Annotated in this window: 14 protein-coding genes and 3 pseudogenes; 5 read left to right on the top strand and 12 right to left on the bottom strand. The window is 42.8% G+C overall.

Annotated features, from left to right (window positions below; all coding sequences use genetic code 11):
* Positions 1 to 178 precede the first annotated feature (178 nt).
* The 11 genes and pseudogenes from rluF to CKO50_RS22335 all read right to left on the bottom strand — a co-directional run bounded on the left by rluF (position 179) and on the right by CKO50_RS22335 (position 16,764).
* Positions 179 to 1,156 (bottom strand): 23S rRNA pseudouridine(2604) synthase RluF, encoded by a 978-nt coding sequence (gene rluF, locus CKO50_RS22385; protein WP_095729970.1) that lies wholly within the window; start codon positions 1,154 to 1,156, stop codon positions 179 to 181.
* Between the two features lie 65 nt (positions 1,157 to 1,221).
* Positions 1,222 to 2,295, bottom strand: coding sequence for an ABC transporter substrate-binding protein (locus tag CKO50_RS22380; RefSeq protein WP_095729969.1), 1,074 nt, complete (start codon positions 2,293 to 2,295; stop codon positions 1,222 to 1,224).
* Positions 2,288 to 3,385 carry a DUF418 domain-containing protein gene (locus CKO50_RS22375; protein ID WP_255231129.1) on the bottom strand — a complete coding sequence of 366 codons (1,098 nt, stop codon included), beginning with the start codon at positions 3,383 to 3,385 and terminating at the stop codon, positions 2,288 to 2,290. Before CKO50_RS22375 ends, CKO50_RS22380 begins: the two co-directional genes overlap by 8 nt.
* The gene (locus tag CKO50_RS22370; RefSeq protein WP_095729967.1) at positions 3,385 to 4,602 is read right to left on the bottom strand and encodes an EAL and HDOD domain-containing protein; all 1,218 of its coding nucleotides are present in this window, start codon (positions 4,600 to 4,602) and stop codon (positions 3,385 to 3,387) included. Before CKO50_RS22370 ends, CKO50_RS22375 begins: the two co-directional genes overlap by 1 nt.
* A gap of 258 nt (positions 4,603 to 4,860) precedes the next feature.
* Entirely contained in the window at positions 4,861 to 6,396 is a 1,536-nt protein-coding gene (locus CKO50_RS22365) for a glycogen synthase (RefSeq protein WP_095729966.1), read from the bottom strand.
* 7 nt (positions 6,397 to 6,403) lie between these two features.
* Positions 6,404 to 7,687, bottom strand: a complete 1,284-nt coding sequence (gene glgC, locus CKO50_RS22360; protein WP_095729965.1) for a glucose-1-phosphate adenylyltransferase — start codon at positions 7,685 to 7,687, stop codon at positions 6,404 to 6,406.
* Between the two features lie 32 nt (positions 7,688 to 7,719).
* A complete protein-coding gene (locus CKO50_RS22355; RefSeq protein WP_095729964.1) occupies positions 7,720 to 10,203 on the bottom strand; it encodes a glycogen/starch/alpha-glucan phosphorylase in 2,484 nt (827 codons plus the stop codon).
* Positions 10,196 to 12,247, bottom strand: coding sequence for a glycogen debranching protein GlgX (gene glgX, locus CKO50_RS22350; RefSeq protein ID WP_095729963.1), 2,052 nt, complete (start codon positions 12,245 to 12,247; stop codon positions 10,196 to 10,198). Before glgX ends, CKO50_RS22355 begins: the two co-directional genes overlap by 8 nt.
* Positions 12,241 to 14,476 (bottom strand): annotated as a pseudogene (glgB, locus tag CKO50_RS22345) (1,4-alpha-glucan branching protein GlgB). The gene glgX and the pseudogene glgB overlap by 7 nt, the downstream one beginning before the upstream one ends.
* Entirely contained in the window at positions 14,477 to 16,456 is a 1,980-nt protein-coding gene (malQ, locus tag CKO50_RS22340; protein ID WP_095729962.1) for a 4-alpha-glucanotransferase, read from the bottom strand.
* 8 nt (positions 16,457 to 16,464) lie between these two features.
* Positions 16,465 to 16,764, bottom strand: a complete 300-nt coding sequence (locus CKO50_RS22335) for an isoamylase early set domain-containing protein (protein ID WP_095729961.1) — start codon at positions 16,762 to 16,764, stop codon at positions 16,465 to 16,467.
* Between the two features lie 580 nt (positions 16,765 to 17,344).
* On the opposite strand from CKO50_RS22335, the gene CKO50_RS22330 reads away from it, so the two are divergent.
* Positions 17,345 to 19,246 carry a bifunctional diguanylate cyclase/phosphodiesterase gene (locus CKO50_RS22330; RefSeq protein ID WP_095729960.1) on the top strand — a complete coding sequence of 634 codons (1,902 nt, stop codon included), beginning with the start codon at positions 17,345 to 17,347 and terminating at the stop codon, positions 19,244 to 19,246.
* 139 nt (positions 19,247 to 19,385) lie between these two features.
* On the opposite strand, the gene CKO50_RS22325 is transcribed toward CKO50_RS22330, so the two are convergent.
* Complete coding sequence (locus CKO50_RS22325) at positions 19,386 to 19,814, bottom strand: Lrp/AsnC family transcriptional regulator (protein WP_010372995.1); 429 nt, start codon at positions 19,812 to 19,814, stop codon at positions 19,386 to 19,388.
* A 184-nt stretch (positions 19,815 to 19,998) separates the two neighbouring features.
* Between CKO50_RS22325 and CKO50_RS22320 the strand changes: the two are divergent.
* From CKO50_RS22320 to CKO50_RS25180, 4 genes and pseudogenes are all read left to right on the top strand, one after another.
* Positions 19,999 to 21,196: pseudogene (locus tag CKO50_RS22320) on the top strand (aspartate aminotransferase family protein).
* A 30-nt stretch (positions 21,197 to 21,226) separates the two neighbouring features.
* On the top strand, positions 21,227 to 22,252 hold the full coding sequence (gene astA / locus CKO50_RS22315; RefSeq protein WP_095729959.1) for an arginine N-succinyltransferase: 1,026 nt from the start codon (positions 21,227 to 21,229) through the stop codon (positions 22,250 to 22,252).
* Positions 22,253 to 22,328: 76 nt separating this feature from the next.
* Positions 22,329 to 23,132 carry a DUF1338 domain-containing protein gene (locus CKO50_RS22310; RefSeq protein WP_010373001.1) on the top strand — a complete coding sequence of 268 codons (804 nt, stop codon included), beginning with the start codon at positions 22,329 to 22,331 and terminating at the stop codon, positions 23,130 to 23,132.
* Between the two features lie 33 nt (positions 23,133 to 23,165).
* A pseudogene (locus CKO50_RS25180) lies at positions 23,166 to 23,240 on the top strand (MJ0042-type zinc finger domain-containing protein); the annotation flags it as partial.
* Positions 23,241 to 23,262 lie beyond the last annotated feature (22 nt).

The following is a 23,262-nucleotide window of genomic DNA, read 5'->3' as shown; positions in this document are numbered from 1 at the left end:
AACTCTCTAAACTCACTACGCTTATTAGATCAAAGGGCTAGATCTGTGTCCAGCCCTTTTTCAACAGTCTGTAAGGGCTATTTCTATAGCCCTTATTTATTTCGTTTTGCCCATTCTAATTAAGCTGTCAAGGGGCTTTACATTGCCCTACTCTTTGCTTAATTGTCCGAACTTCAGGTCACTTATGCTTATTTAAGGACAAAGTACCTTTGACCCTTTTTGCAGGCTTAGTATTGTGCTTTGGGCTTGACTTACGTTTGTTGTGACTGTGATTTTGTTCACCATTTCGCGTTTTTGGCTTAGGCTTAACGCTATTTTGGTTGTCGAGTTCAGTTGCTCGATCCTTGCTGTTATGCGCTCGCCTATCTTGCTTTGGACGACCAACTTCACTACTAGGCTTATCATGCTGTTTTCCCGCACCAGCACCCGCTGATGCCTCTTGCGTTTTACTCGATGACTCTGTGGCGTGATTAATCGCTCGCATTTCGTTTTCGTTAAGGTGGCGCCACTTACCAGAGCTAAGGCCAGTTAGATCGATATTCATTATCCGAATACGTTTAAGGTGTGTTACTTCAAATCCTAGATATTCACACATTCTGCGAATTTGACGATTTAAGCCTTGGGTCAATACAATGGTAAATGACTTAGCCCCGGTTTTACGAACTTTACAAGGCTTTGTAACGGTGCCAAGGATTGGAACACCTGAGGACATACGTTTTACGAAGCGCTCATCAATGGGCCTATCGACCACAACCTCATATTCTTTTTCATGGTTATTGCCGGCGCGAAGGATTTTATTGACCATATCACCTTGGTTGGTCAAGAAAATTAACCCTTCGGATGGACGGTCTAAGCGACCAATAGGGAAAATACGCTCAGGATAGTTGATTGCACTGACAATATTGCTTCTGATTTTACGCTCGGTGGTACAAGTTACACCAACAGGTTTATTATAAGCAATAAATACAGCCTTTGGCTTTGCTTTCAGCGGCTTACCATCAATGATGATAGTGTCAGCATCAGACACTTTGGTGCCCATTTCTGGTAGAATTCCATTTACTTTGACACGGCCTGAGGCGATTAAGTCATCAGCTTCTCGACGACTGCAGAATCCTGTTTCACTGATGTATTTATTGAGGCGCTTTTGCTCTGTCACGATACAACCACTTTGAGTAAAAACCCGTATTGTAATCGCTTCAATCACTTTACACTACTGCATTTCTACTTTTGCAAACTTTTTCTTAATAGCTCAGGAGAAAAATGATACTGCTCTTTAGGCTTTCCTCTAAGACTCATTGCCTTGTAATCAATAGATTGCCAGTTTTTCGCTGACTTTATCCAGTAATAGTCAGCTAGATTTTCCTTGGTGATCACAGTTAAATCAAACGCAAGTTCAGTGTTATTCTTCCAAAAGGGGTGCCCATAATAATGATCGTACACCGAAATCAACGCCCAAGCCCCCATCATAAAGTGTCCACCAACGGATGCTTGCATCTCATTGTGTTCAATAAGGTCAAAAGTGTCAGACAACCAATCAAATCCACCAAATACGATTTTTGACGTGTTTGATGCAGCTGCGGTGATAGCTCCCATCGTCATTAAATCTGACGCACACCAGATAAGGTTTGTTTTTGGATAGCGTGCCAATAACTTCTTAGTTTTATCAAAGGCTTGTTCTTTTGACCACCCGGCGTAGACGGTTTGCTGAACCACCACGCCAACTTCATCAAAAAAACGCTTTGCACCGTTGCTTCTAATATCTGACTCTGTACCGTAGTGACCATTGATAGCAATGGGATAAATTGTCTCATGACCGTTAGTTTTAGCCTGTTGATATAGCTGCTTTGCCAAATCGTAACCAGCTTGGTCATTATCATGATGCACTTCCCCAAGCCAATACCTATAGTGATCTTTTGGATTACCTACTGCGAGCCTTTCAGGACCAGAAATCGTTTCTTCTAAAGTAATATGATTGATCCCATATTTTTCTAAAAGCTTTAGGCTTTCTTCGGCACCACCAGGATAATTAATGAGGATGACATAATCGGGTGTGGCACGATAACTCAAATATTTTTTAAGCTCAGCGAGCTGTATAATTCGGTTTCCTTCCCCATAGATCACATCTAATCTAATATCGAATTGATCCGCTGCCGCTTCTGTTATGCCTTGGACGCGCTGCCAAAATGGTTCACCAGGCACAGAAGGGTTAACAAACAAGACATTTAAAGACTGTTTAGCATCAACACTAAAACACACCATCCATAGCACTAACCCAATTAGTACTTTTTTAATCATAGCGGGCTCTTCGTAGCACTAGTACTTTCAATAACTTCTCAAATGGACCTTGCTTAAACAGCTTACAATATACCACCGCAAGGGCTAATTGAATTATAGACGCAATTACAAATGCCGAGAAATAATCCACCCGTTCCCAAGTACTGATAGCGTTCGGGTTTATAAAGTAAAAGTAGCTTACAAACACAATTGACTGGAGAAGATAAAAGGAAAGCGCAAGGCGCCCAACACATTGGAGACTCCAAAGTTGATGTTTTGCACCTCGCATGGCAGCCTTAATTACAACAACATAAAACAACGCAACCGGTACCGCAAGTATCCAATCTATTCCTTCAAAAAACTCGACGCCTAGTTTACGTTCGAGCACAAAGCCGACAAATGACAAAATAATGGCTACAACGGCAAACAAATTAATTTTATGAACAGGTTCAGTACGCTCTAAATCAAACATTCCACTTCGATATAAACGCATACCAAGTAGCATTAACCCGGCGGTATACCACAAAGTAATAACCGGGATAAGCAAACTAATAATGATAAAGTACAGGCCATTAAGGGTGAGTAGTTCTAAGTAGCTTGCTGGAATTTGCTGCAAAAACTCGAGGTAGACTTCTGAAGTTCTATTTATTTGTGGTTCTGGATCAATTAATAGCAATAAGCTTATAGCAATAGAAGGGACTAAAATGAATCCTATCGCATAGCGGTTTAGCTTTTTGTCGCTCGCATCTATAAATCGCAGCGCTACAAATCCACTCAACGCATAATTAAATAAAATATCTCCAGGCCAAACCAACACGCCGTGTAACACACCAAAGACCATTAGCCATGTTAATCGATGTCTAGCAAGGCTCTGATCATCCGCCTTTGTTATCTGAATGCATAATGCCGCTCCAAATAACATTGCGAATAAGGTTCTGAATCGACCATCAAAGAAGATACTATTGACCATTGCGAAGAACGGATCAAGATAGTGGGCTGTTTGGGCTGGTACATAGCCCAACTCAAAATTGGCCATATGTACCATATTCATGGAAAGCAAACCAAGCAGCGCGAACCCTCGGATCGCATCCATCGCAATAATTCTATTCATTAATATACACGATTTTTATACATATCAGCCCAGTTTATCGCAGCGGCATGAAAATCAGGAAGGTTTTCGTCTTTATAGTTTAGATAACTACACGCATCCTGCAGTGTCCACCAGCTTCCAGACTCATAGGCTCTAACGATATTTAAAATATAATATAGCGTGTTGGGTTTGCCTATCAACGCATCATGGAGCTGCTCAGGAAAAGGGAGTTTGTTTACAACCTGCTCCATTGGCCTGTCAAGAATGGCATCAAGCAGAGAAAATAAGCCAGTCATAAAGCTCATGTTGGCAAGTCCTGGCGAAACTTGCTGTGCGATAAGCTCACAAAATCGCGAACGAACGATAGAAAGTCGTGTTAATTCTGTCGGTTTCCCCTCGGCTACGTGGGCAGTCATAATTAAGTTTACAAACTTTTTTACACGCTCGTTTCCTAAATATACCAAGGCTTGCTTTAAAGACTCGATACGACTTTTGATTGGGAATACGCCGGAATTAATTAGCCTTAGCAGCTTATACGCAAGGGCTGTGTCTTGAGCAAACAATTCGGCTAATCGTGTAATACTCATATTCGGCTTGAGCGCTTCTTCATAAATGAGCATGACAATTACATAATTGATAGTAATGTCTTTTTGCTCAATCATCTTTGGTTTTGCAAAGAAGTAGCCTTGAAAGAATTGAAATCCCATCTTTTTAGCTTGCTCGAACTCTTCTTCAGTTTCGACTTTTTCCGCCAGTAGTTTGATGTTCTTTCGCGCTTTGATCATATCGATCACTGGAACTATGGTGTCCAATGGGTTCTCCATGACGTCGAACTTAATCAACCTTACGAGCTTTAAGAAAGGTTCCCATTCTTTTGAGTACTCAAAATCGTCCAACGCAAGTCTAAAATTGCTGTGAAATAAACCTCTTATCCGCTCATAATTTTGTTTTGTTGGCGGAATAGTCTCCAATAGTTCTAATATCACATCGTTTGCTGGGAGAAATTCACACAGCTCCTGACGTAACGAGTCTGGACCAATATTAATTAGCGCTTTCTTTCCCGAAGTGAGATATCGCATGCCGAGATTAAGTTGATTATTCATTATCAGCTTGGCTGTCGCTGCATCATCTGCAATATTTGGAAAGCTATTTTTTACACCATCGCGAAACAACAATTCGTATGCAACAACTTGTTTTTTACGATTAAATATGGCTTGGTGAGCCACAAAAACCTTCAAACAAAAACTCCTTCGTACCTAAAGCGAACAATCACACTTTTGGTTTAGCAATTTTTAGATTTTAACCCTTTATAATGATAAAGAAAATCAACCTAAGCTATTAAGAATCAAAATAATAGCTTAAAAGATAATGCAAAATGATAAAAAAGAAAGGCCAAAGCTATCTTTTGATACCTTTGACCTAGTTTTTTGTTTAGCAACTGGTCCAGTTGATAAATACTTAACACAGATGTGAAAATTTTTTTATCTACATTTTCACTATCTATATAATTGTTCGCAGTACTTTTGTGCAACACCAGACCAGTCGAAGCGCTGCATACGAGCTTGCAGCCTGAGTTGTTGATATTTTTCGCAATCTCCTATCAGATCAGCAAGTGCTAATTCAAAAATCGCAATAAACTGACTACCTTGCTCAGCGAGTGTTTCTCCTTCAAAGCAATAGCCAGTTTCATTGTGTTTTACCGTATCAGATAGTCCACCCACTTTATGGACGATACAAGGTTGTCCTGCACGCATCGCAAGCATTTGGCTGATACCGCAAGGTTCAAAGGAGCTTGGCATTAAAAATAAATCACCTAACGGGTATAATTGCTCACCGAGTGCTTTACCATAACCATTTAAAAACAAGATATTGCTGTGGCGTGCCATTACTTCGGTAAATAGCTGCTCAAGACTTGGGTCACCAGAGCCGACAATCACAATACGTGCTCCTTGGTGCTTGGCTATTTTTGCGATGTTATCGAGCACAATGCCTGATTGGGTAGGCTGTCTTAAAATAAGTGCTTTTTGATCGGTGAGACGACCAACACTTGTAATTAGCTTGCCACTAAAGGCTTCACCGCGCCAAGCGAGTATGCGTTGGTGGGCAATGTAAAACCGAGATAATACTTGGCTTGATTTCGCCATCCATTGAAACACATGCTGCTCAGCAAGCACCAAATAGTCAGCAAAAGTTAGATTCTCTTCGTCAGCTGACTCATCATACACACAACCGTTTAAAATACCTGCTAACCGTCCTTCATAAGAAGCATGCTGCATGTCGCTTTCTAACCCTTCACCACCAAAAAAGCCAAGCTCAGGATGACTTGGGATCATCACCTCTTTGGCATAATTAGGAGAAACGACATGCACTTTGTCTGAAAGATTAATGGCAGCTCGCATCGGATTAAAGCAGTGAGGGTATTTAGGATCGCAAATACTGAGCCCATCATAGGTGAGTGTCGGAAACCAAGACTCAAGACTAGAAAAATCATGGTTAAAAGGCCGGATCCCCTGAAGTGCGAGGTTATGCACTGTATAAACTGTCTTTAGCGCCTTTAATCGTTTAAACCTTGGACTAAACTGGCGTAATACAGCAACGACAGCCGCATGCCAGTCGTGTAGGTGCACAACGTCTATGTCTGCTATCAACTCATGTTCAATAAGTTCAGCAACTGCCGCACTAAAAAACGCAAATCGATTTGCATCCGTGGCAAAGGGCTGGTGAGGATCATTACAATAAACAGCGCCGTGGTGCTCACTAAACAATGAGTGTGAAATGACATACTGAGTGACATTGTCACTTTCTTCAACAGACCAAAGAGTCGCTGTTTCTAGGTGTTGACGAAAAGGGACGGCAATATCAGCAACTAAATTTCGATTTAAAGCAGCTTGGCCATAATCAGGTGTGACCACCGATACTTTAATGCCAAGCTGCGCCAATGCGTAAGGCACGTCGCGTATTACATCTGCGACGCCCCCTACCTTACAATTTGGCAACCGATCATTTTCGGCTGCCACTAAAATTACATGCATAGTACCTCTACATGGATCCTTTATTATTTTTTTCCGCAAGCTCTGTGAGCATATCTCGGGTCACCAATACGATCCCTTTATTCGACACTCTAAAGCCATTCTCTTTGTCTACGTCAGTATCGTAACCAATTGTCATCCCTTCTGGTATTTGACAACTGCGGTCAATGATTGCGTTTTTGATTTTGCAGTTGCGCCCGATTTTGGCACCAGGCAATACAACGGCTCCTTCAATTTCACAATACGAGTGAACATGCACATTGGAAAACAGCAATGAACGCTTAACCTTAGAACCAGAAATAATACAGCCCCCAGAAACCGTCGAGTCTACAGCCATCCCGCGCCTATCTTCATCATCAAATATAAATTTAGCTGGTGGTAACTGTTCCTGATAAGTCCAAATTGGCCAATGAGGATCATAGAGATCAAGTTGTGGTTCAGGGGAAACCAACTCCATATTTGCATCCCAGAATGAATCTAGCGTCCCTACATCTCGCCAATATGGCTGCCCTTCGTGTGATGGGTCGCAAAATGGATACGCATACACATTATGCTCTTCTATGATAGATGGGATAATATCATGACCAAAGTCACGACCAGACCCTTCTCGTTCTGCATCCTTTTTCAACTGCTCGAATAGAAACTCAGTGTTAAACACATAGTTCCCCATAGATGCCAAACATACACCTGGCTTTCCAGGAATTGACGTCGGATCTACCGGTTTTTCATCAAAGCGACGCACCCGGTTGCTTTCATCTACAGTCATGACACCAAACGTTTTTGCAGCCTCTTCACAGGGCACTTCAATACAACATACGGTCATATCTGCACCTGTCTCAACGTGCTTTGCAAGCAAGCCACCATAATCCATTCTGTAGACATGATCACCCGATAAGATCATAACGTATTTGGGAAGCTCATGACGAATAATATCCATATTCTGGAAAACGGCATCTGCTGTGCCGCAGTACCACTCATCACCATATCGCTGTGATGCTGGCAATATCTCTACAGATTCTCCCAGCTCCTTTTTAAAGTGTCCCCATGCGCGATTAACATGGCGAATAAGCGAGTGCGACTTATACTGCGTGGCAATGCCAACTCGGCGGATCCCTGAGTTAATGCAATTAGACAGTGGAAAATCGATAATTCGATGTTTGCCGCCAAAATAAACAGCGGGTTTCGCTCGCCAATTGGTGAGCTCGTGAAGGCGCGAACCTCTTCCACCCGCAAGTATTAAAGCATATGTTTCTCGAGTGAGGGTACTAATATAACGATTCGCATAATTAGGCATTATTTCTTCTCTCCATAACTTTTTTGCGGTGACTACTGCATTGGGCTCAAGCGCCAAATATCATCGCTGTAATCTTGAATTGTTCTATCGCTAGAAAATTTTCCACTTGCTGCGGTATTGAGGATACTCATGCGCAGCCAATGTTCCTTGTCTTTGTATGCTTGAGCCGCATGCTCCTGGCTCTCAACATAGGAAGGAAAATCTTGTGCCACTAACCAAGGATCGGTACTACTCTTAATTGAGTTAATTACGTCATCAAAGATATTAGGCTCAAATAGGTTAAAGTGCCCACTTTCGAGCAAAGCCATAACACGTTTAAGGTCATCGTTGCTTTCTATTATCTTAAGGGGCTGATAATTTTGGCGCACTTGCTGTGCTTGTTCAGCAGTTACACCAAATAAGTAAAAGTTGTCTGCACCAACGCATTCTCGTATTTCAATATTTGCACCATCTAAGGTGCCTATGGTGATCGCGCCATTCATCATAAACTTCATGTTGCCTGTGCCAGACGCTTCTTTTCCAGCGGTTGAAATTTGCTCTGATAAGTCTGTTGCAGGGCAAATCACTTCCATTTTTGAGACATTGTAATTGGGCATGAAAGCCACTCGAAGATAGGGCTTCGCCGCGGGGTCATTGTTGATAACATTGGCAACATTATTGATTAATTTAATTATCTTCTTCGCCATGTAATAACCGGGTGCAGCCTTACCTCCAAACAGTACGCAACGAGGAACAAGCTCTGCCACATCACCACGACAGATCCGGTCGTAAAGATGGATAACATGCAATACATTAAGTAGTTGACGCTTGTATTCATGAATACGTTTCACTTGAACATCAAACATCATAGTTGGGTCAAACTCTACCTGACACTCATGAGCAATTAGATCTGCAAGACGCTGCTTGTTGTTTTGTTTGACTGTTAACCACTGCTTTTGGAAGGCGTGATTATCGTAAAAACGACGTAGTTCACTAATTTTAGAAAAATCAGCTTGCCATCCATCGCCAATTTTATCACTAATCAATTGTGCCAGTTCTGGATTACAATGCGATAACCAGCGTCTTGGCGTCACCCCATTCGTTTTATTATTAAACTTCTCAGGGCAAAGTTGATAGAAATCGTTAAACAACCCAGCTTTTAATAACTCGGTATGTAAAGCCGCAACGCCATTGACAGAATAACTACCAACAATCGCAAGGTACGCCATGCGAATTTGAGGATGACTGGACTCCTCTATGAGTGACAGCGCACGCTGCTTTTCGATATCACCCGGCCATTTTAATGCTACTTCCGACAAAAAGCGGGCATTGATCTCATAGATAATTTCTAGCAATCTAGGTAACAAGCGCTCAAATAGACTCACAGACCAGCGCTCTAATGCTTCGGGCAATAAAGTATGATTAGTATATGCCATGGTTGATGTCGTTATCTTCCATGCGGCATCCCACTCCAGCTCGTAATCGTCTAATAAAATGCGCATTAGCTCAGCTACGGCGATACTTGGATGAGTATCATTGAGTTGGAATACGTGATAATCAGCAAAATCACTGAAATCATCGCCATATTGCTCAACCCAAGTTGCGATCACGTCTTGTAGACTCGCGCTGGATAAAAAGTACTGCTGCCTTAATCTCAGCTCTTTACCGTTTTCACTAGCATCATTGGGATACAGCACCATCGTTATCTGCTCAGCGAGATTCTTTTTCGCCACCGCTTCTGAATAACTACCGGCGTTAAATTCGCTGAGGTCAAACTCATCGGTTGCCTCTGATTTCCATAGCCTTAATGTGTTTACCACCTCATTACGATATCCAGGGACTGGGACGTCGTAAGGCACGGCGAGTATATCTTGCGTATCAAGCCACTCACGATGCTGTCTACCATTTTTGTCTGTATGTACTTCAACATGACCAAAAAACTTAACTCTGCGGGCTTGTTCTGGTGCGGCAAGCTCCCATGGATGGCCTTCACGGAGCCAGTTATCAGGCTGCTCCACTTGGTGACCCTGTTCACAGGTTTGGTTAAACATCCCAAATTCGTAACGCAAACCGTAACCAACAACAGGAAGGGCTAATGAAGCACAGCTATCCAAAAAACAAGCTGCAAGACGGCCTAAACCACCATTACCAAGACCTGCATCATGTTCAGCCTGCGCGACCTCTTCAAGCTCCGTACAGTATTCTTGTAATGCCGCTTGAACTTGTTCTTCTAAGTCTAGATTTAACACCGCATTAGACAGTGCTCTACCCATTAAAAATTCCAGCGAGAGATAAGCTGCTTTACGCGTTTTTTTACTCTTAATGTGCTCTTTCGTTGCACGGCAGCGAGCAACTAATCGGTCACGAATGGTCAAGGCTAATGCATGGTACAAATAAAGTCGCGACTCTCCTACTTTGTCTCGACCTAAGGTGTAGTAAAAGTGACGAGTTAAATCATCACTCAAGGTGTTTTCATCTATCTTTGGTGCATCTTGCCAATGTTTCACGACACATACTGGCGCACTTTTATTAGCCATGCTTTTCGTCCCCTTTGATTGATGTAAATATCCATGCTGACTTAGCTGGAACCTGTAAATAAGAATCTAACTCTGGTCTTTGCGGCTCAACCGCGGTGGTAATTGCTTGCTGCCAATGAGATGAAAATGCACTAAGTGGCAGCTTTATTTGCAGCGCATTCTCACTGGCGTTCAGTATTATCAATAAGCTTTGCCCTAACTGCTGATCGGTGATGGTGTAACTCAACCATTTACGGCTTGGCTCTCGCCATTGTTCGGGCGATAACGGCTTTGCTTGTTCATTAAACCAATTAACTGCAAAACGACTGTCACTGTCATGGACATAAAATGAGTGAGAAAACGCGGCAAATTGTTTACGGAGCGCGAGTAAATCTTGGATAAAAAAAGTTAACATGTGGTGTTGCTGATGGTTTTTCCATGCCAGCCAGCTAGTGCAGTTGTCTTGGCAGTAGGCATTATTGTTGCCATTTTGCGTATGTGCCATTTCAGTACCCGCACAAATCATCGGGATCCCTTTGGATAAAAACAAAGTGAGTAATGCATTTTTCTGCATACTGAGACGCAATTCATTGATTTGAGGGTCTGCACTGAACCCTTCTACCCCACAATTAAATGAAAAGTTTTCACTGTGGCCGTCTCTATTTGCCTCACCGTTTGCTTCATTGTGTTTATGTTCGTAAGCCGTCCAATCAAACAATGAGAAGCCGTCATGACTGGTAAGAAAATTTATGGAGTTCAAAGGACCCCGTAAGTTATGTTCAAACAGGTCACTGGAGCCATGAATACGCATCGCAAGCTCTGGTAATACTCCCTCATCACCACGCCAGAAGCGCCTAACGGTATCTCGATATTTATCATTCCACTCACGCCACGGAGAAGGAAATTGCCCAAGTTGATACCCACCAGGACCAATATCCCAAGGCTCAGCAATCAGTTTTACTTTGCTAAGCACTGGGTCTTGATGGATCGCTTGCAAAAATGCATGTTGATTCGAAAATCCCGAAGCTTGACGAGCAAGGATCGTCGCCAAATCAAAACGAAAACCGTCAACTCCCATATATTCTACCCAATAGCGTAAGCTGTCCAAAACAAGCCTTAATACTACTGGATTCGAGATATTCATTGTGTTTCCACAACCCGTATCATTAATGTAGACATTGGGTTTACTCGGCAAGGTGCTGTAATAAGTCAGGTTATCAAACCCTTTAAAGCTTATTGTCGGGCCATCCAAACCACCTTCCGCAGTATGATTAAACACCACATCCAAAATAACCTCTATACCGGCTTGGTGGAGCCGCTCTACCATTACCTTAAATTCGTTGATGTCGTCGTTAACAAGATAACTTTTGTGTGGCGTAAAGAAGTTGAGGCTGTTATACCCCCAATAATTTTTTAGCCCTTTAGTCGTAAGAAATTGCTCATTGATAAACGCATGAACAGGTAGCAACTCAATTGCAGTAACACCAATATGCTTTAGATGATCGATAAAGGTTTGCTCAGCAATCCCTAAATATTTTCCTTGGTGTTTACTTGGAATATCAGGGTGTCGAACAGTTGCTCCTTTAACATGACACTCATATATAACCGTTTTACTCCACGGCGTCTTGGGTCGCTTCCCTTGATACTTTTCAATCGCCGTCACTTTGCTCTTTGGCATATCACAGGCGTTATCAGAAGGGTTTAAATGACCTACTGGCAAATGGCAAAAATGCCGTTCACTCCAAGTAAACTCACCGAAAAAGTCGCGGCAATATGGGTCTAAGAGTAACTTATTGGCATTGAAAAGCAGCCCTTTTTCCGCGCTATACTCTCCGTCTACCCGATAGCCATATAAGTCTCCGACTTGTGCTCCCTCAATAAACAGTGACCAATTTCCGCCCTCATGCCGAAACATCCCTATCCGATTCACTTCGCTATGGCCGCTTTTGTCGAACAGACACAGAGTTACACGTTTCGCTTTCGGTGCATAAACACAGAAGTTAACACCTTTATCACTGGCCGTTGTCCCCAATAATTGATGATCGCCGCGATAACTGGTTAGCATGTGCCACCAGAGATCAGCTGCAAATACACGGTTGCCAAAGGCGGAACGGTTATATCGATACTTTGCTCAAGGCCATGGCTTGCTATGTTTTTCGATTCAATGAGTTGTTGTTTATGTGCAACGACTCCAACGCCGCTTCCCCAAAACGTTTTGTCATCCGTGTTTAAGATAACTTGATACACACCCGCTGACGGCACGCCTAAGCGGAATTGAAAATGAGTTTGTGGCGTAAAATTTGCAATCACCACCAACGGTGTGACACCATCCCGTCCATAGCGTACAAAGCTAAATATGCTTTGCTCTGCATTCCCTCCATCTATCCAGTTAAATCCTGTTGATTTGTTATCGCACTCGAATAACTGCGGCGTTGATTTATAGGTCGTATTGAGTGCTTTGACACACTTATACACGCCTTGATGCGCTTCACTTTCAAGCAACTTCCAGTTGAGTTGTTGGTTATGATCCCACTCCTCTCGGGGGGCAAGTTCAGCGCCCATGAACAGCAACTTTTTACCTGGGTGGGCAAACATAAAGCCATAGTAGGCACGTAAATTAGCGAATTGCTGCCAATCGTCTCCTGGCATTTTGCTCAGTAGCGCACCTTTGCCATGTACCACTTCATCGTGACTTAATGGCAAGATGTAATTTTCAGAATAGGCATACACCATCGAAAAGGTCATTTCATGGTGATGGTACTTGCGATGAATTGGATCTTTGGACATATAATTTAGCGTGTCATTCATCCACCCCATATTCCACTTATAACCAAAGCCTAAACCATCGTGTTCAACACTGCGGGTTACACCGGGCCAAGCAGTGGACTCTTCAGCGACCATCATTATACCTTCGTCAACGCCATAACATTTGGTATTGACTGATTTGAGGCACTCTATTGCACCTAGGTTTTCACGGCCGCCATATTGATTTGGCACCCATTCCCCATGTTTACGGCTGTAATCCAAGTAAAGCATTGATGCCACAGCATCCACTCTTAAGCCATCGATGGCGTATTCTTTTATCCAATACATCGCATTCGACAGCAAAAAACTTTTTACTTCAGCGCGGTCGTAGTTAAAAATATAGGTGTTCCAATCTGGGTGAAACCCTTGCCGCTTATCAGCATGTTCAAATAGATGCGTACCATCAAACTTATGTAAACCATGGGGATCTGATGGGAAATGTCCCGGTACCCAGTCGATAAGTAGTCCGAGCTCTTCACGATGACAGCACTCAACGAAGTAAGCAAAATCCTCCACGCCACCAAAGCGACTAGTTGGCGAGAATAATCCCACCGGTTGGTAGCCCCACGAGCCGTCAAAAGGATATTCACTGATAGGCATCAGTTGCAAATGGGTGAACCCCAGAGCCTTTACGTAGGGGATAAGGTCGTCCGCTAATTCCCGATACGTGAGATAGCGATTACCATCTTTCTCTCGGCGCTTCCAAGAGCCCAAATGCACTTCATAAATACTAATGGGTGCATTGACTTTATTGCGCAGCGCCTTTTTATCATGATCAGCTTGGCTCAATGTGAAAGCCGCAGGTCGAGCCTGAGTTATACTCGCCGTACCCGGTGCTTGTTCCATTTTAAATGCAAAGGGGTCGGCCTTTTCTATGCGTTCCCCCTCAAATGTGGTGATTGCAAATTTATAGCAGCAGTCAACCTCCAGTGCCNAAAAGCTCCCATACACCGCTGGCTGGATGTAATCGCATTGGATGCTGCACGGCCTGCCAATGATTAAACTCACCTATCACAGAAACAGACAACGCATTTGGCGCCCAAACACCAAATCGAAACCCAATTACCCCCTCTATTTCTACTTGATGTGCACCTAAATGCAAATAAGCTTGAGCTTGTGTTCCTTCATTAAATAAGTACAAGGCATCATCAGCCAAGCAACTATCAAAACTATATACATCCCTCCCAGTGACGGTTTGTTCTGGGTAGTGCACTTCAAGCAGGTAATCTTTGCTGATGTCATCCGCTTTAAAATCTAATGTGAATAGCGCACTTTTGCGAAACCGTTCAAGCGCATAGCTGCTATTGTTGGTAAGCACCTTAACTTCTATCGCACCTGGAATAAAACAGCGCACGACTGAGCGCTTCGCATCTAGCTGGTGTAGCCCTAAAAAGGCAAATGGGTCACGACACTTACCGGCTTCCAAAGCGGCTAATTGACTGATGTAGTCATCTACGTGGGCGTCTTCTATTTTTGCTCTTGTATTCATCTATTCTTTCCTGCTGGTTATTGCATCTCGGATCAGCGGCCGAGAACTTGCAATAATTTCCGCTGATGTCTGATTAAGTCGCCTTCTCCAGTTTGGGTACTCTTGATCAGTACCAGGAATATTCACTGGTAACTTCTGTTCGTCGAGGTCATCAAACTGAATTGTCAGCATTTTTGCCGGCGACTTGGCGAGCACATTGATAAGCGCCTGATACACATCACGGGCTTCGCTCGCAAGGCTGACACTTACCTCACCATTGCGACTAAGCCAATGACAAAGCTTCTCTCGCTCGGATGTTCGCTCTTCATTCGCTTTTGTTAGTTGGGGTTCGCTCAATAATTGATATTCACGTTTCAACCTAAGGTCATCATGGCTCCACCAACCAAAAAATGGCGGGACGTCATGGTTAGCAACCATAAGTAACGCATTGTGCTTATAATGTGTGGGTGCTAAAAACTGACCGTGATAATCCTTCTCGAAGTAAAAAAGAATATTGCTGTATATATGAGACTCAGACATTGCTTCTTTGATTTCGATTGGAACAACCCCTAAGTCTTCACCAATGATCATTACTTGATGTTTGACAGACTCAATTTTGAGGATCGCTAAGAGATATTCAAATGGATAATACACATAGCAACCTGTTTGCTGCTGATCTTGATAAAAACACCACCACAATCTTCTTAGACCCATCACATGGTCAATTCTCAATGCCCCAACACCGGTGATGTTCGCTTGGATCAATTGTTTAAAAAATGCAAAGCGCTGCGTTTTTAGCTTAACGGGGTTTAACGCTGGTAACCCCCAGTTTTGACCGAGCTCAGCCCAAGGGTCCGGAGGTGCACCCACACGAGCATGGTCGGCATACAAATTTTTATTGCTGTTGTATTCACTTGAGCCGTCAGCACAACCTACGGCTAAGTCATTGATTAAACCTACAGCCATACCAGCATTCAGTGCCAAAGATTGGCATAGCATTAATTGCTCAAACGCAAGCCATTGCAAAAACTTGGCAAAGTCATCGTCCTCAAATGCCTTAAGCTCTTGCTGCTTAACTTGGCAAAATCGCGCAAAGTCAGCACGCCACGCTCCAGTTTGGTCGCACAATAACTGCCACGCAAAACGTAACGCGTTAAGTTTGCTTTCCATACAGTGAGTCATATCGAGATATGTCGCGTTCAAGTTAGCCTTAGAGCCGTCTAAATAGTCGGTAAACACACTCACATCTAAGCCAAATTGTTCACACAAAAGCTCGATAGAAATGTAAAAAGGGTGCAATAAGCGGCGGTCATTTGGGCTATACGGACTTGCTTTTTCTGGCTCATCAACAAACAATAAATGCAGTGGGTTTAACAAAATGTAGTCAATCCCTTCAGCTGCGCTAGCCTCAATTAATTGCTTTAGCTCGTAAAAATCCGCACTTAGCTTGCTGCCAGCAGGCTTTAACGAATATAGCTGAATAGACAATCCAAGGAGCTTTTTATGTTGTTCAATCGGGTCATAACACTGTCTAGGCGTCACCCAAAGCTCTGTCTCAAACCGCGCACCATTTAACATTACCTCAGCGCCATGATAACCGGCTTCAATCGCGTTTATTGGCACTTCAAGTTGAACATAACGTGTATCTTGATAGCGGTAATCCCCAACCGCGACTTGCTTGTTTGGATCGCAAACACAGCAATAACCCAATGCGGGGATCGACACAATTAATTCGTTAATTTGCAGGCCGGCATCCACTCTTATCGTAATAGTTGGCGTTTCTTTGCAAACCAAAGTAATGGCTTCAACTGGCGTCAACCACTTAGCAATATCCAGCTCAAAATTGAGTGTATTTATTTCATCTAGATTGCTGACATCAACACCGCACTCCTGCAATGCCTGTAGGCGAGTTTGGTGATCAAATACCACATGATCACCGGTGTATTTATGGTATTCATAACCAATACCATAGAGATAAAGAAGCTGAGCAATGTTGTCCATTTATAATGTTACGCTCTCGCTGTGGACACAACACTGTTGTCTTCTCCAAAGCCGTTGGGCACATAATCATCTGCTTGATGATCATTGTCCCAGACTTCACCATCAATCAAATATCTAAAGTGGTAGGCTTTATCGGTTGGTAAACGGTGTTTTAGCTTAAACGTACTGTCTTTTTTGATGAATTTCATCGGCTCAGGTTGCCAATCATTAAAATCACCAGCAAGTTCCACCGTTTTCGCTTCTGGGTGTGAAAATGAAAATGTAATTTCTGCTTCGTCTTTTGTTTTGAAAAACCGTTTAGTGAGCATATAACCCCCGTTTACCTTTTGTGAGTCCTTATTTCACAGTGACGTACGCTAATACTGCAAACGACCGGTAACTGTGTACGATTTATGTCGAGCATATTGAGATTTAAGTGAAATTAAATTGCAAAATTAAATTTTAATTAGATGGCAACTCACCGTTCGCTTTAAAAATCAACAGCCCTAAGTACAGCAAACAAATATTGAATTTGTATGACAGTACAAATTTGGTGCAATTTTGCACCGCTTTGGCGCAATCTAGATCAGATAAGCAGTGATTTCAGTTTGCTATGAGTTCCTTGCAATCACTGAGCCAATCACATTAAGAGTCAACAAGAAAGCTAGTTAAGAATAGTTATCATGTAAAGTGAATTTAACTAATAATTGATCCCGCTCATATAAAGCAGTCTGCAAAGTGAAATTTTTGGTACTTTTGCACGATGAGGTTTGCAACTGCATGCTAAAGTGTGTAAAAAACTAGGTTAGCAACTATAATTTCAGATTACATTTTTTGCGATGAAGGTGTTATCTACATACGATTACTCCGTAATATGCAAGAGTCTGAATTACCAAGGAAAGCCTATTCATGCCAAACGCGATAAGACTAACAAGTACCCTACTTCTGGGCACATTCTTTGTTGTCATATTGCTGCATCTGTCTTTTAAGGCCCACGTGCTTGAGCTGATCGCTACAACCCCAGCAAATGAACACCTATCAGTATCAATGATATCACCTTGGTATTCCCCACTACTGCACGGTTTGAACTTTGCAACAAGCGGAAACCACACTTATGTTGCGGTAGAGTCAACACTCGGAATACCCAAATATCTGGATGTAAGTACAGTTTGGTATGCCGTATTTACTTCACCCATCACTCTCATTTCAATTGCGACTCTACTCGCTATTGTTGCGTACCTTTTTAAATCAGAGCGCCGCTATCGTAACCAAGATGAAGATATTAGCGAGGTGAATAAGGACGTTGGAGGAATATTGACACGTTTAGAGGTAGACAGTGCACCACTACATCATAAGTCCTCTCTTGCCAAACTCAGCCATGCGATCCATGATTTATCTAGTCATCTTGCACGGGTAAAACGTCATTCAGAATCACAAATTTTTCAAGACAAGCTCACAAAGCTTATAGATAGACATGCCTATATTGACCATATTGAGGCAAAGTTAAAGCAAGCTGAGTTGGCGCAACAAAAATGTGGCCTGCTATTTATTGATTTGGACGGCTTTAAGCAGGTCAACGATTCATTTGGCCACAGTTTTGGCGACGAAACTCTGATCCAAGTTGCCGCTCGGCTCTCAAAAGTGGTTCGCCAATATGGTTTAGAAGATTGCCACCCTATTCATGGCCTTGAACAAAACCTTTCAAGACTCGGCGGCGATGAATTTTCGCTATTTATTCCCAAATTAAACAATCCAAGTTTGTGCACAGAAATCGCCCAGTCCATTCTTAGTGATATAGAGCGTGATTTCTTGCTTGGCAATAAGCTTGTCAAAATTGGGGCAAGTATCGGCATCGCAGTATACCCAGATAGTGCAGCAACGCCAAACTCGTTATTACAGATGGCTGATGTTGCCATGTACAGAGCAAAAACGGATGGCCGTGGAATTTTTAAAGTTTACTCCCCCGAAATGGGGTCGAAAATGCGACGTTATCATTACCTTTTAGAAGAGTTACGACTCGCTATCTCTGCGCAAAGCTTTTATCTCTCATTCCAACCGATAGTGCATGTAGAAGATTGTGCTATCGACTATTTTGAGGCGCTTATTCGTTGGAACCACCCAATAGAAGGGCAAATTCCACCGGCTGAATTTATTCCAATTGCAGAGGAGTCGAATTTGATTCTAGAGCTTGGTGATTGGATCTTACTTGAATCGTGTAGGCAAATGTGTGCATGGCATAATGCAGGGATGAAAAAGGTAAAAATCTCGGTTAATGTTTCTGGAATACAACTAAAACACAGAAAGGTCTTTGAATGGGTAAATGCTGCCCTAGAAAAAACCGGCTTACCAGCCACCGCTTTGATGTTGGAGATCACGGAGTCCACTCTTATCAAGGCCAGCAATGAAACTATTTCACAATTGCAACAATGCCGAGATGCAGGAATAAGTGTCGCGATTGACGACTTTGGCACAGGTTTTAGCTCACTAAGCACCCTCGCCGATTTACCTATAGATGTGATAAAAATCGATAAACTGTTTATCACTCAGGCCAATAGCAACCCTAAGTACCGTAAGATCCTCAATTCCATCAGCGAACTTGGACAGCAGTTAGAATTAAAGATTGTTGCCGAGGGCGTTGAACAAACCGAACAATTTGAGCTAGTTAAAAACTTAGGAATTAGCTGTGTACAGGGGTATTTAGTTAGCCGGCCTGAAAGCTCAAATAATGTGGGTAGCAAAGTGTTAAATGGCAATGTGAATCATATCGCAGCCACCGGCACTAGCATTTGGTTACCGGAGCAAGTTGGGTAGCTGCGGTTAATAGTTAAGAGAAAAAAGTTAGCTATATGCTGCACCTTTCCCGCTAGGCAACCTATTATGCTAACAGCGGAATACTTGGCAAATCGTGATGAACCCCCACAGAATTTGATCTGAACCAAGGTAGGGTTATTTATCGCTTAAATTTGGTTTCTAGGATAACCGACGAATTGGTACGCTCAATCCCCTCTAAATTACCAATTTCATCTAGCAGATGACTCAACTGCTCCAAACTCTGTGCTTCAACAATGGCAATCAAGTCATATTCCCCACTAATGGCATAAAGCGCAGAAACATTTGGCAACTGCTGCAATGCTAAATTCGCCTTTGTAGTGAGTTTTTGTTTTACCTTAATAGAAACGTGTGCAGATACTAAATCGTCCATATACTGCTCCGCGAACTCTACGCGATAGCCTTTAATTACGCCATTTTGCTCTAATTTTGCGATACGATTTTGTACTGTGGTTCTGGAAAGGTCTAACTTACGTGCCAACTCAGAGATGCTCTCTCGTGCGTTATTACGCAACAGTGCAATGAGCTTTTCGTCTTGTGAACTAATCATTTTGCAATTTAATCATGTTAATTTGACATAAATGATAGCAAATATGTGAATTATTGCACTGCAAATTATTACAAAAGCGCGTAATAATGAAGAAATAGCAAGTTGGCTGTGAGCAGAACAACAAGTAATCAGCTTCTGCTCGACAGTAATACCGCACAATGATAACAATTTAGGAGAAAGCGTCATGCAAGCAAATCGCGAATTATTCGATGAAGTCATGGTTCCAAACTACAACCCGTCAGCCGTTATTCCAGTTAAAGGCCAAGGCTCTCGCGTATGGGATCAGACAGGTAAAGAGTTCATCGATTTTGCAGGCGGTATCGCCGTAAACTGTCTAGGCCATTGTCATCCAGCACTAGTCTCAGCACTTAAAGAGCAAGGCGAAAAGATTTGGCACTTATCAAATGTGATGACCAACGAGCCGGCGCTTCGCCTTGCCAAAAAGTTAACCGATGCAACATTCGCAGAAAAAGTCTATTTCGCAAACTCAGGCGCCGAAGCAAACGAGGCGGCACTTAAACTTGCGCGTCGTTGGGCACTGGATAAATTTGGTGCAGAAAAAACGCAAATTATCGCATTCAACAAAGGCTTCCATGGTCGTACTTTCTTCACGGTAACGGTTGGTGGTCAAGCAGCCTATTCTGATGGTTTTGGTCCAAAACCTGCTGATATCACTCATATCGACTATAACGATTTAGCTGCATTTGAAAAAACAATCTCAGACAACACTTGCGCAGTCATGATGGAACCGCTTCAAGGTGAAGGCGGGATCATTTCTCCAAATGCTGAATTTGTGCAAGCTGTGCGCGAACTATGTGATAAGCACAACGCGCTACTTATTTTTGATGAAGTACAAACGGGTGTTGGCCGAACTGGTGATCTATATGCTTATCAAGGACTAGGTGTAACACCTGATATCCTAACTAGCGCAAAAGCACTAGGCGGCGGCTTCCCGATTGGCGCTATGCTTACCACCACTGAAATTGCAGCTCACCTTAAAGTCGGCANCAACTTATGGCGGTAATCCACTAGCCTGCGCGGTAGCAGAAGCTGCATTTGACACTGTAAATACAGAATCAGTATTAGCTGGCGTAAAAGCCAAAGAGCAAGTATTCAGAGATGGTCTAAATGCTATTAACGACAAATACAATGTATTTTCTGAAGTGCGTGGTAAAGGTCTTCTTCTAGGTGCAGTGCTCAATGACAAGTTTGAAGGCCGTGCACGCGATTTTCTTGTAGCAAGTGCAGAGCACGGTTTAATGTCATTAGTTGCTGGTACTAACGTAGTTCGTTTTACGCCTTCCCTTGTGATCACTGATGAAGAGATCCAAGAAGGTCTAGCACGCTTTGAACAAGCGGTTGCTGCAGTAGTAAACGGCTAAGGAGCTGGGGACCTCGGTCTCCTCTTTCTCATGTTAGTATTAAGACCAATACAAAAAACTGACTTCGACGCGCTAAAAACCATTGCGGTTGAATCTGGCCATGGGTTTACCTCACTGCCAGTAGATGACGAATTGTTGTCTAATAAAATTAACCGCTCGGTTGAAAGCTTTGCAAAGTCAGTATCAAAACCATACGACGAAGGCTATTTATTCGTTCTTGAAGACACACAAACGGGCGAAATTATAGGTACCACTGCGATTGAAGCCGCGGTCGGTATGTCAGTGCCTTTATATCACTATCATCTTGGTAAAACAGTACATCACTCAAGAACTTTGGGTGTCTATAATACCGTTGATATTCTGTCGATGTGTAACGACTACACTGGAAGCTCTGAGATCTGCACGCTATTTTTACGTGAAGGTCATCGCCAAGGGTTAGCTGGTCGCTTTCTTTCGAGAAGTCGCTTCTTATTTATGGCAGAACATGCAGAACGCTTTAGCGATACCGTTATTGCAGAAATGCGTGGTGTAAGTGACGAACATGGTCACTCACCATTTTGGCAGTGGTTACAAGAGCACTTTTTTAGCATCGAATTTCCGCAAGCAGATCACTTGGTCGGTCTCGGGGACAAAGTGTTTATTTGTGAACTTATGCCCAAGTATCCCATCTATGCAAACTTACTAAGTCCAGAAGCACAAGCCGTGATAGGTAAAGTGCATGAGAAGACCAAGCCTGCTTTGCGTTTGTTACAAAAAGAGGGGTTTGAACACCGTGGCTATGTTGACTTGTTCGACGCAGGTCCAACGGTGGAAGCCAGACTAGACAACATTAGAACGGTTAGAGAGTCGTTTAAAGGCGAAGTTGAAATAGTCGCTTCACTACCTGACAAGCTCCCTAGTCTTGCTATTTCAAATGGTCGATTAGACGCGTTTAAAGCCACGTTTACCGATCAGGCTTATCTGTGCGAAGCAGAAGAAAAAATTCAGCTGACCGCAGAGGTAGCCAATGCGCTTGATGTCACTCAAGGTGAACTGATAAACGCATTTAAACTATAGATTTCAATGTCGTGCTGATACCAATTGGTATAAAGTTTAACAAGCTGTCACCAAGACAAAAAATTAGGAAACCATTATGCACAACAACGTAGATACACTATTTGAACACCTGTGGGACAACTACCTAGAAGTAACACCTTCTGCAGTTAAAGTTCATGAACTACTCGGCTCGACGCAAAAAGACGACGTGATCAATGACCACATCGCATTGCGTACCTTTAATATTGAAAAAGTAGGTCTAGAAAAGCTTGCTGCACATTTTAAAGCAGTAGGTTACACAGAGTGTGGCGAATACCACTTTGAAGCGAAAAAGCTATATGCCAAGCACTATGAACACCAAGATCCAACTAAACCAAAGGTGTTTATCTCTGAGCTGCTCGTTGAAAAATGTTCAGAAGAACTACAAGCTATCGTTAAAGACATGGTTGAGCAAATCGACGAGTCTGCAGTAACAGCTGAAAACTTCCTGTATTCTGGCACCCACTGGCGCGTTTCTCACGAGACATACAAAAAACTACTGGCTGAGAGCGAGTATGCCGCATGGATGTCTGCATGGGGTTACCGCGCTAACCACTTTACGGTAAGCATCAATTACCTGAAGAACTTCACTACAATTGAAGCTGTAAACCAAGCACTCAAAGACAATGGTTTTGAGCTAAACACCTCTGGTGGCGAGATCAAAGGCTCTCCAGAAGTGTTACTAGAACAATCTTCAACGCTTGCTGATCACCAAAACGTACAGTTTAATGACGGTGAATTTAGCATTCCAAGCTGCTTCTATGAGTTTGCTCTGCGTTATGCCAAGCCTGACGGCGAGATCTATACTGGTTTTGTTGCAGCTTCTGCTGACAAAATCTTTGAAAGTACTAACGCAAGATAATCGCGTTTAAAATCAGTGCTTGCCTAAGCACTCTGCCCAAATTGTAAAGCAGCCTTTATGGCTAATGCTGATCAGTTAAGGCGTTTATCGGTTGACCGATCAAAATGATCATGCACAATCCGTAGTTAGG

It is taken from the genome of Pseudoalteromonas sp. HM-SA03 (assembly GCF_002289345.1).
In the GTDB taxonomy this organism is placed as follows: Bacteria; Pseudomonadota; Gammaproteobacteria; order Enterobacterales; family Alteromonadaceae; genus Pseudoalteromonas.
Note: the sequence above shows the minus strand (reverse complement) of the source record. Positions and strands in the feature narration are given on the sequence as shown.

Excerpts from the sequence above, each read along its gene's own strand:
- CKO50_RS22380 (WP_095729969.1), bottom strand. The coding sequence starts at position 2,295 with ATGATTAAAAAAGTACTAATTGGGTTAGTGCTATGGATGGTGTGTTTT.
- CKO50_RS22375 (WP_255231129.1), bottom strand. The coding sequence starts at position 3,385 with ATGAATAGAATTATTGCGATGGATGCGATCCGAGGGTTCGCGCTGCTT.
- CKO50_RS22365 (WP_095729966.1), bottom strand. The coding sequence starts at position 6,396 with ATGCATGTAATTTTAGTGGCAGCCGAAAATGATCGGTTGCCAAATTGT.
- glgC (WP_095729965.1), bottom strand. The coding sequence starts at position 7,687 with ATGCCTAATTATGCGAATCGTTATATTAGTACCCTCACTCGAGAAACA.
- CKO50_RS22355 (WP_095729964.1), bottom strand. The coding sequence starts at position 10,203 with ATGGCTAATAAAAGTGCGCCAGTATGTGTCGTGAAACATTGGCAAGAT.
- glgX (WP_095729963.1), bottom strand. The coding sequence starts at position 12,247 with ATGCTAACCAGTTATCGCGGCGATCATCAATTATTGGGGACAACGGCC.
- malQ (WP_095729962.1), bottom strand. The coding sequence starts at position 16,456 with ATGGACAACATTGCTCAGCTTCTTTATCTCTATGGTATTGGTTATGAA.
- CKO50_RS22335 (WP_095729961.1), bottom strand. The coding sequence starts at position 16,764 with ATGCTCACTAAACGGTTTTTCAAAACAAAAGACGAAGCAGAAATTACA.
- CKO50_RS22330 (WP_095729960.1), top strand. The coding sequence starts at position 17,345 with ATGCCAAACGCGATAAGACTAACAAGTACCCTACTTCTGGGCACATTC.
- CKO50_RS22325 (WP_010372995.1), bottom strand. The coding sequence starts at position 19,814 with ATGATTAGTTCACAAGACGAAAAGCTCATTGCACTGTTGCGTAATAAC.
- astA (WP_095729959.1), top strand. The coding sequence starts at position 21,227 with ATGTTAGTATTAAGACCAATACAAAAAACTGACTTCGACGCGCTAAAA.
- CKO50_RS22310 (WP_010373001.1), top strand. The coding sequence starts at position 22,329 with ATGCACAACAACGTAGATACACTATTTGAACACCTGTGGGACAACTAC.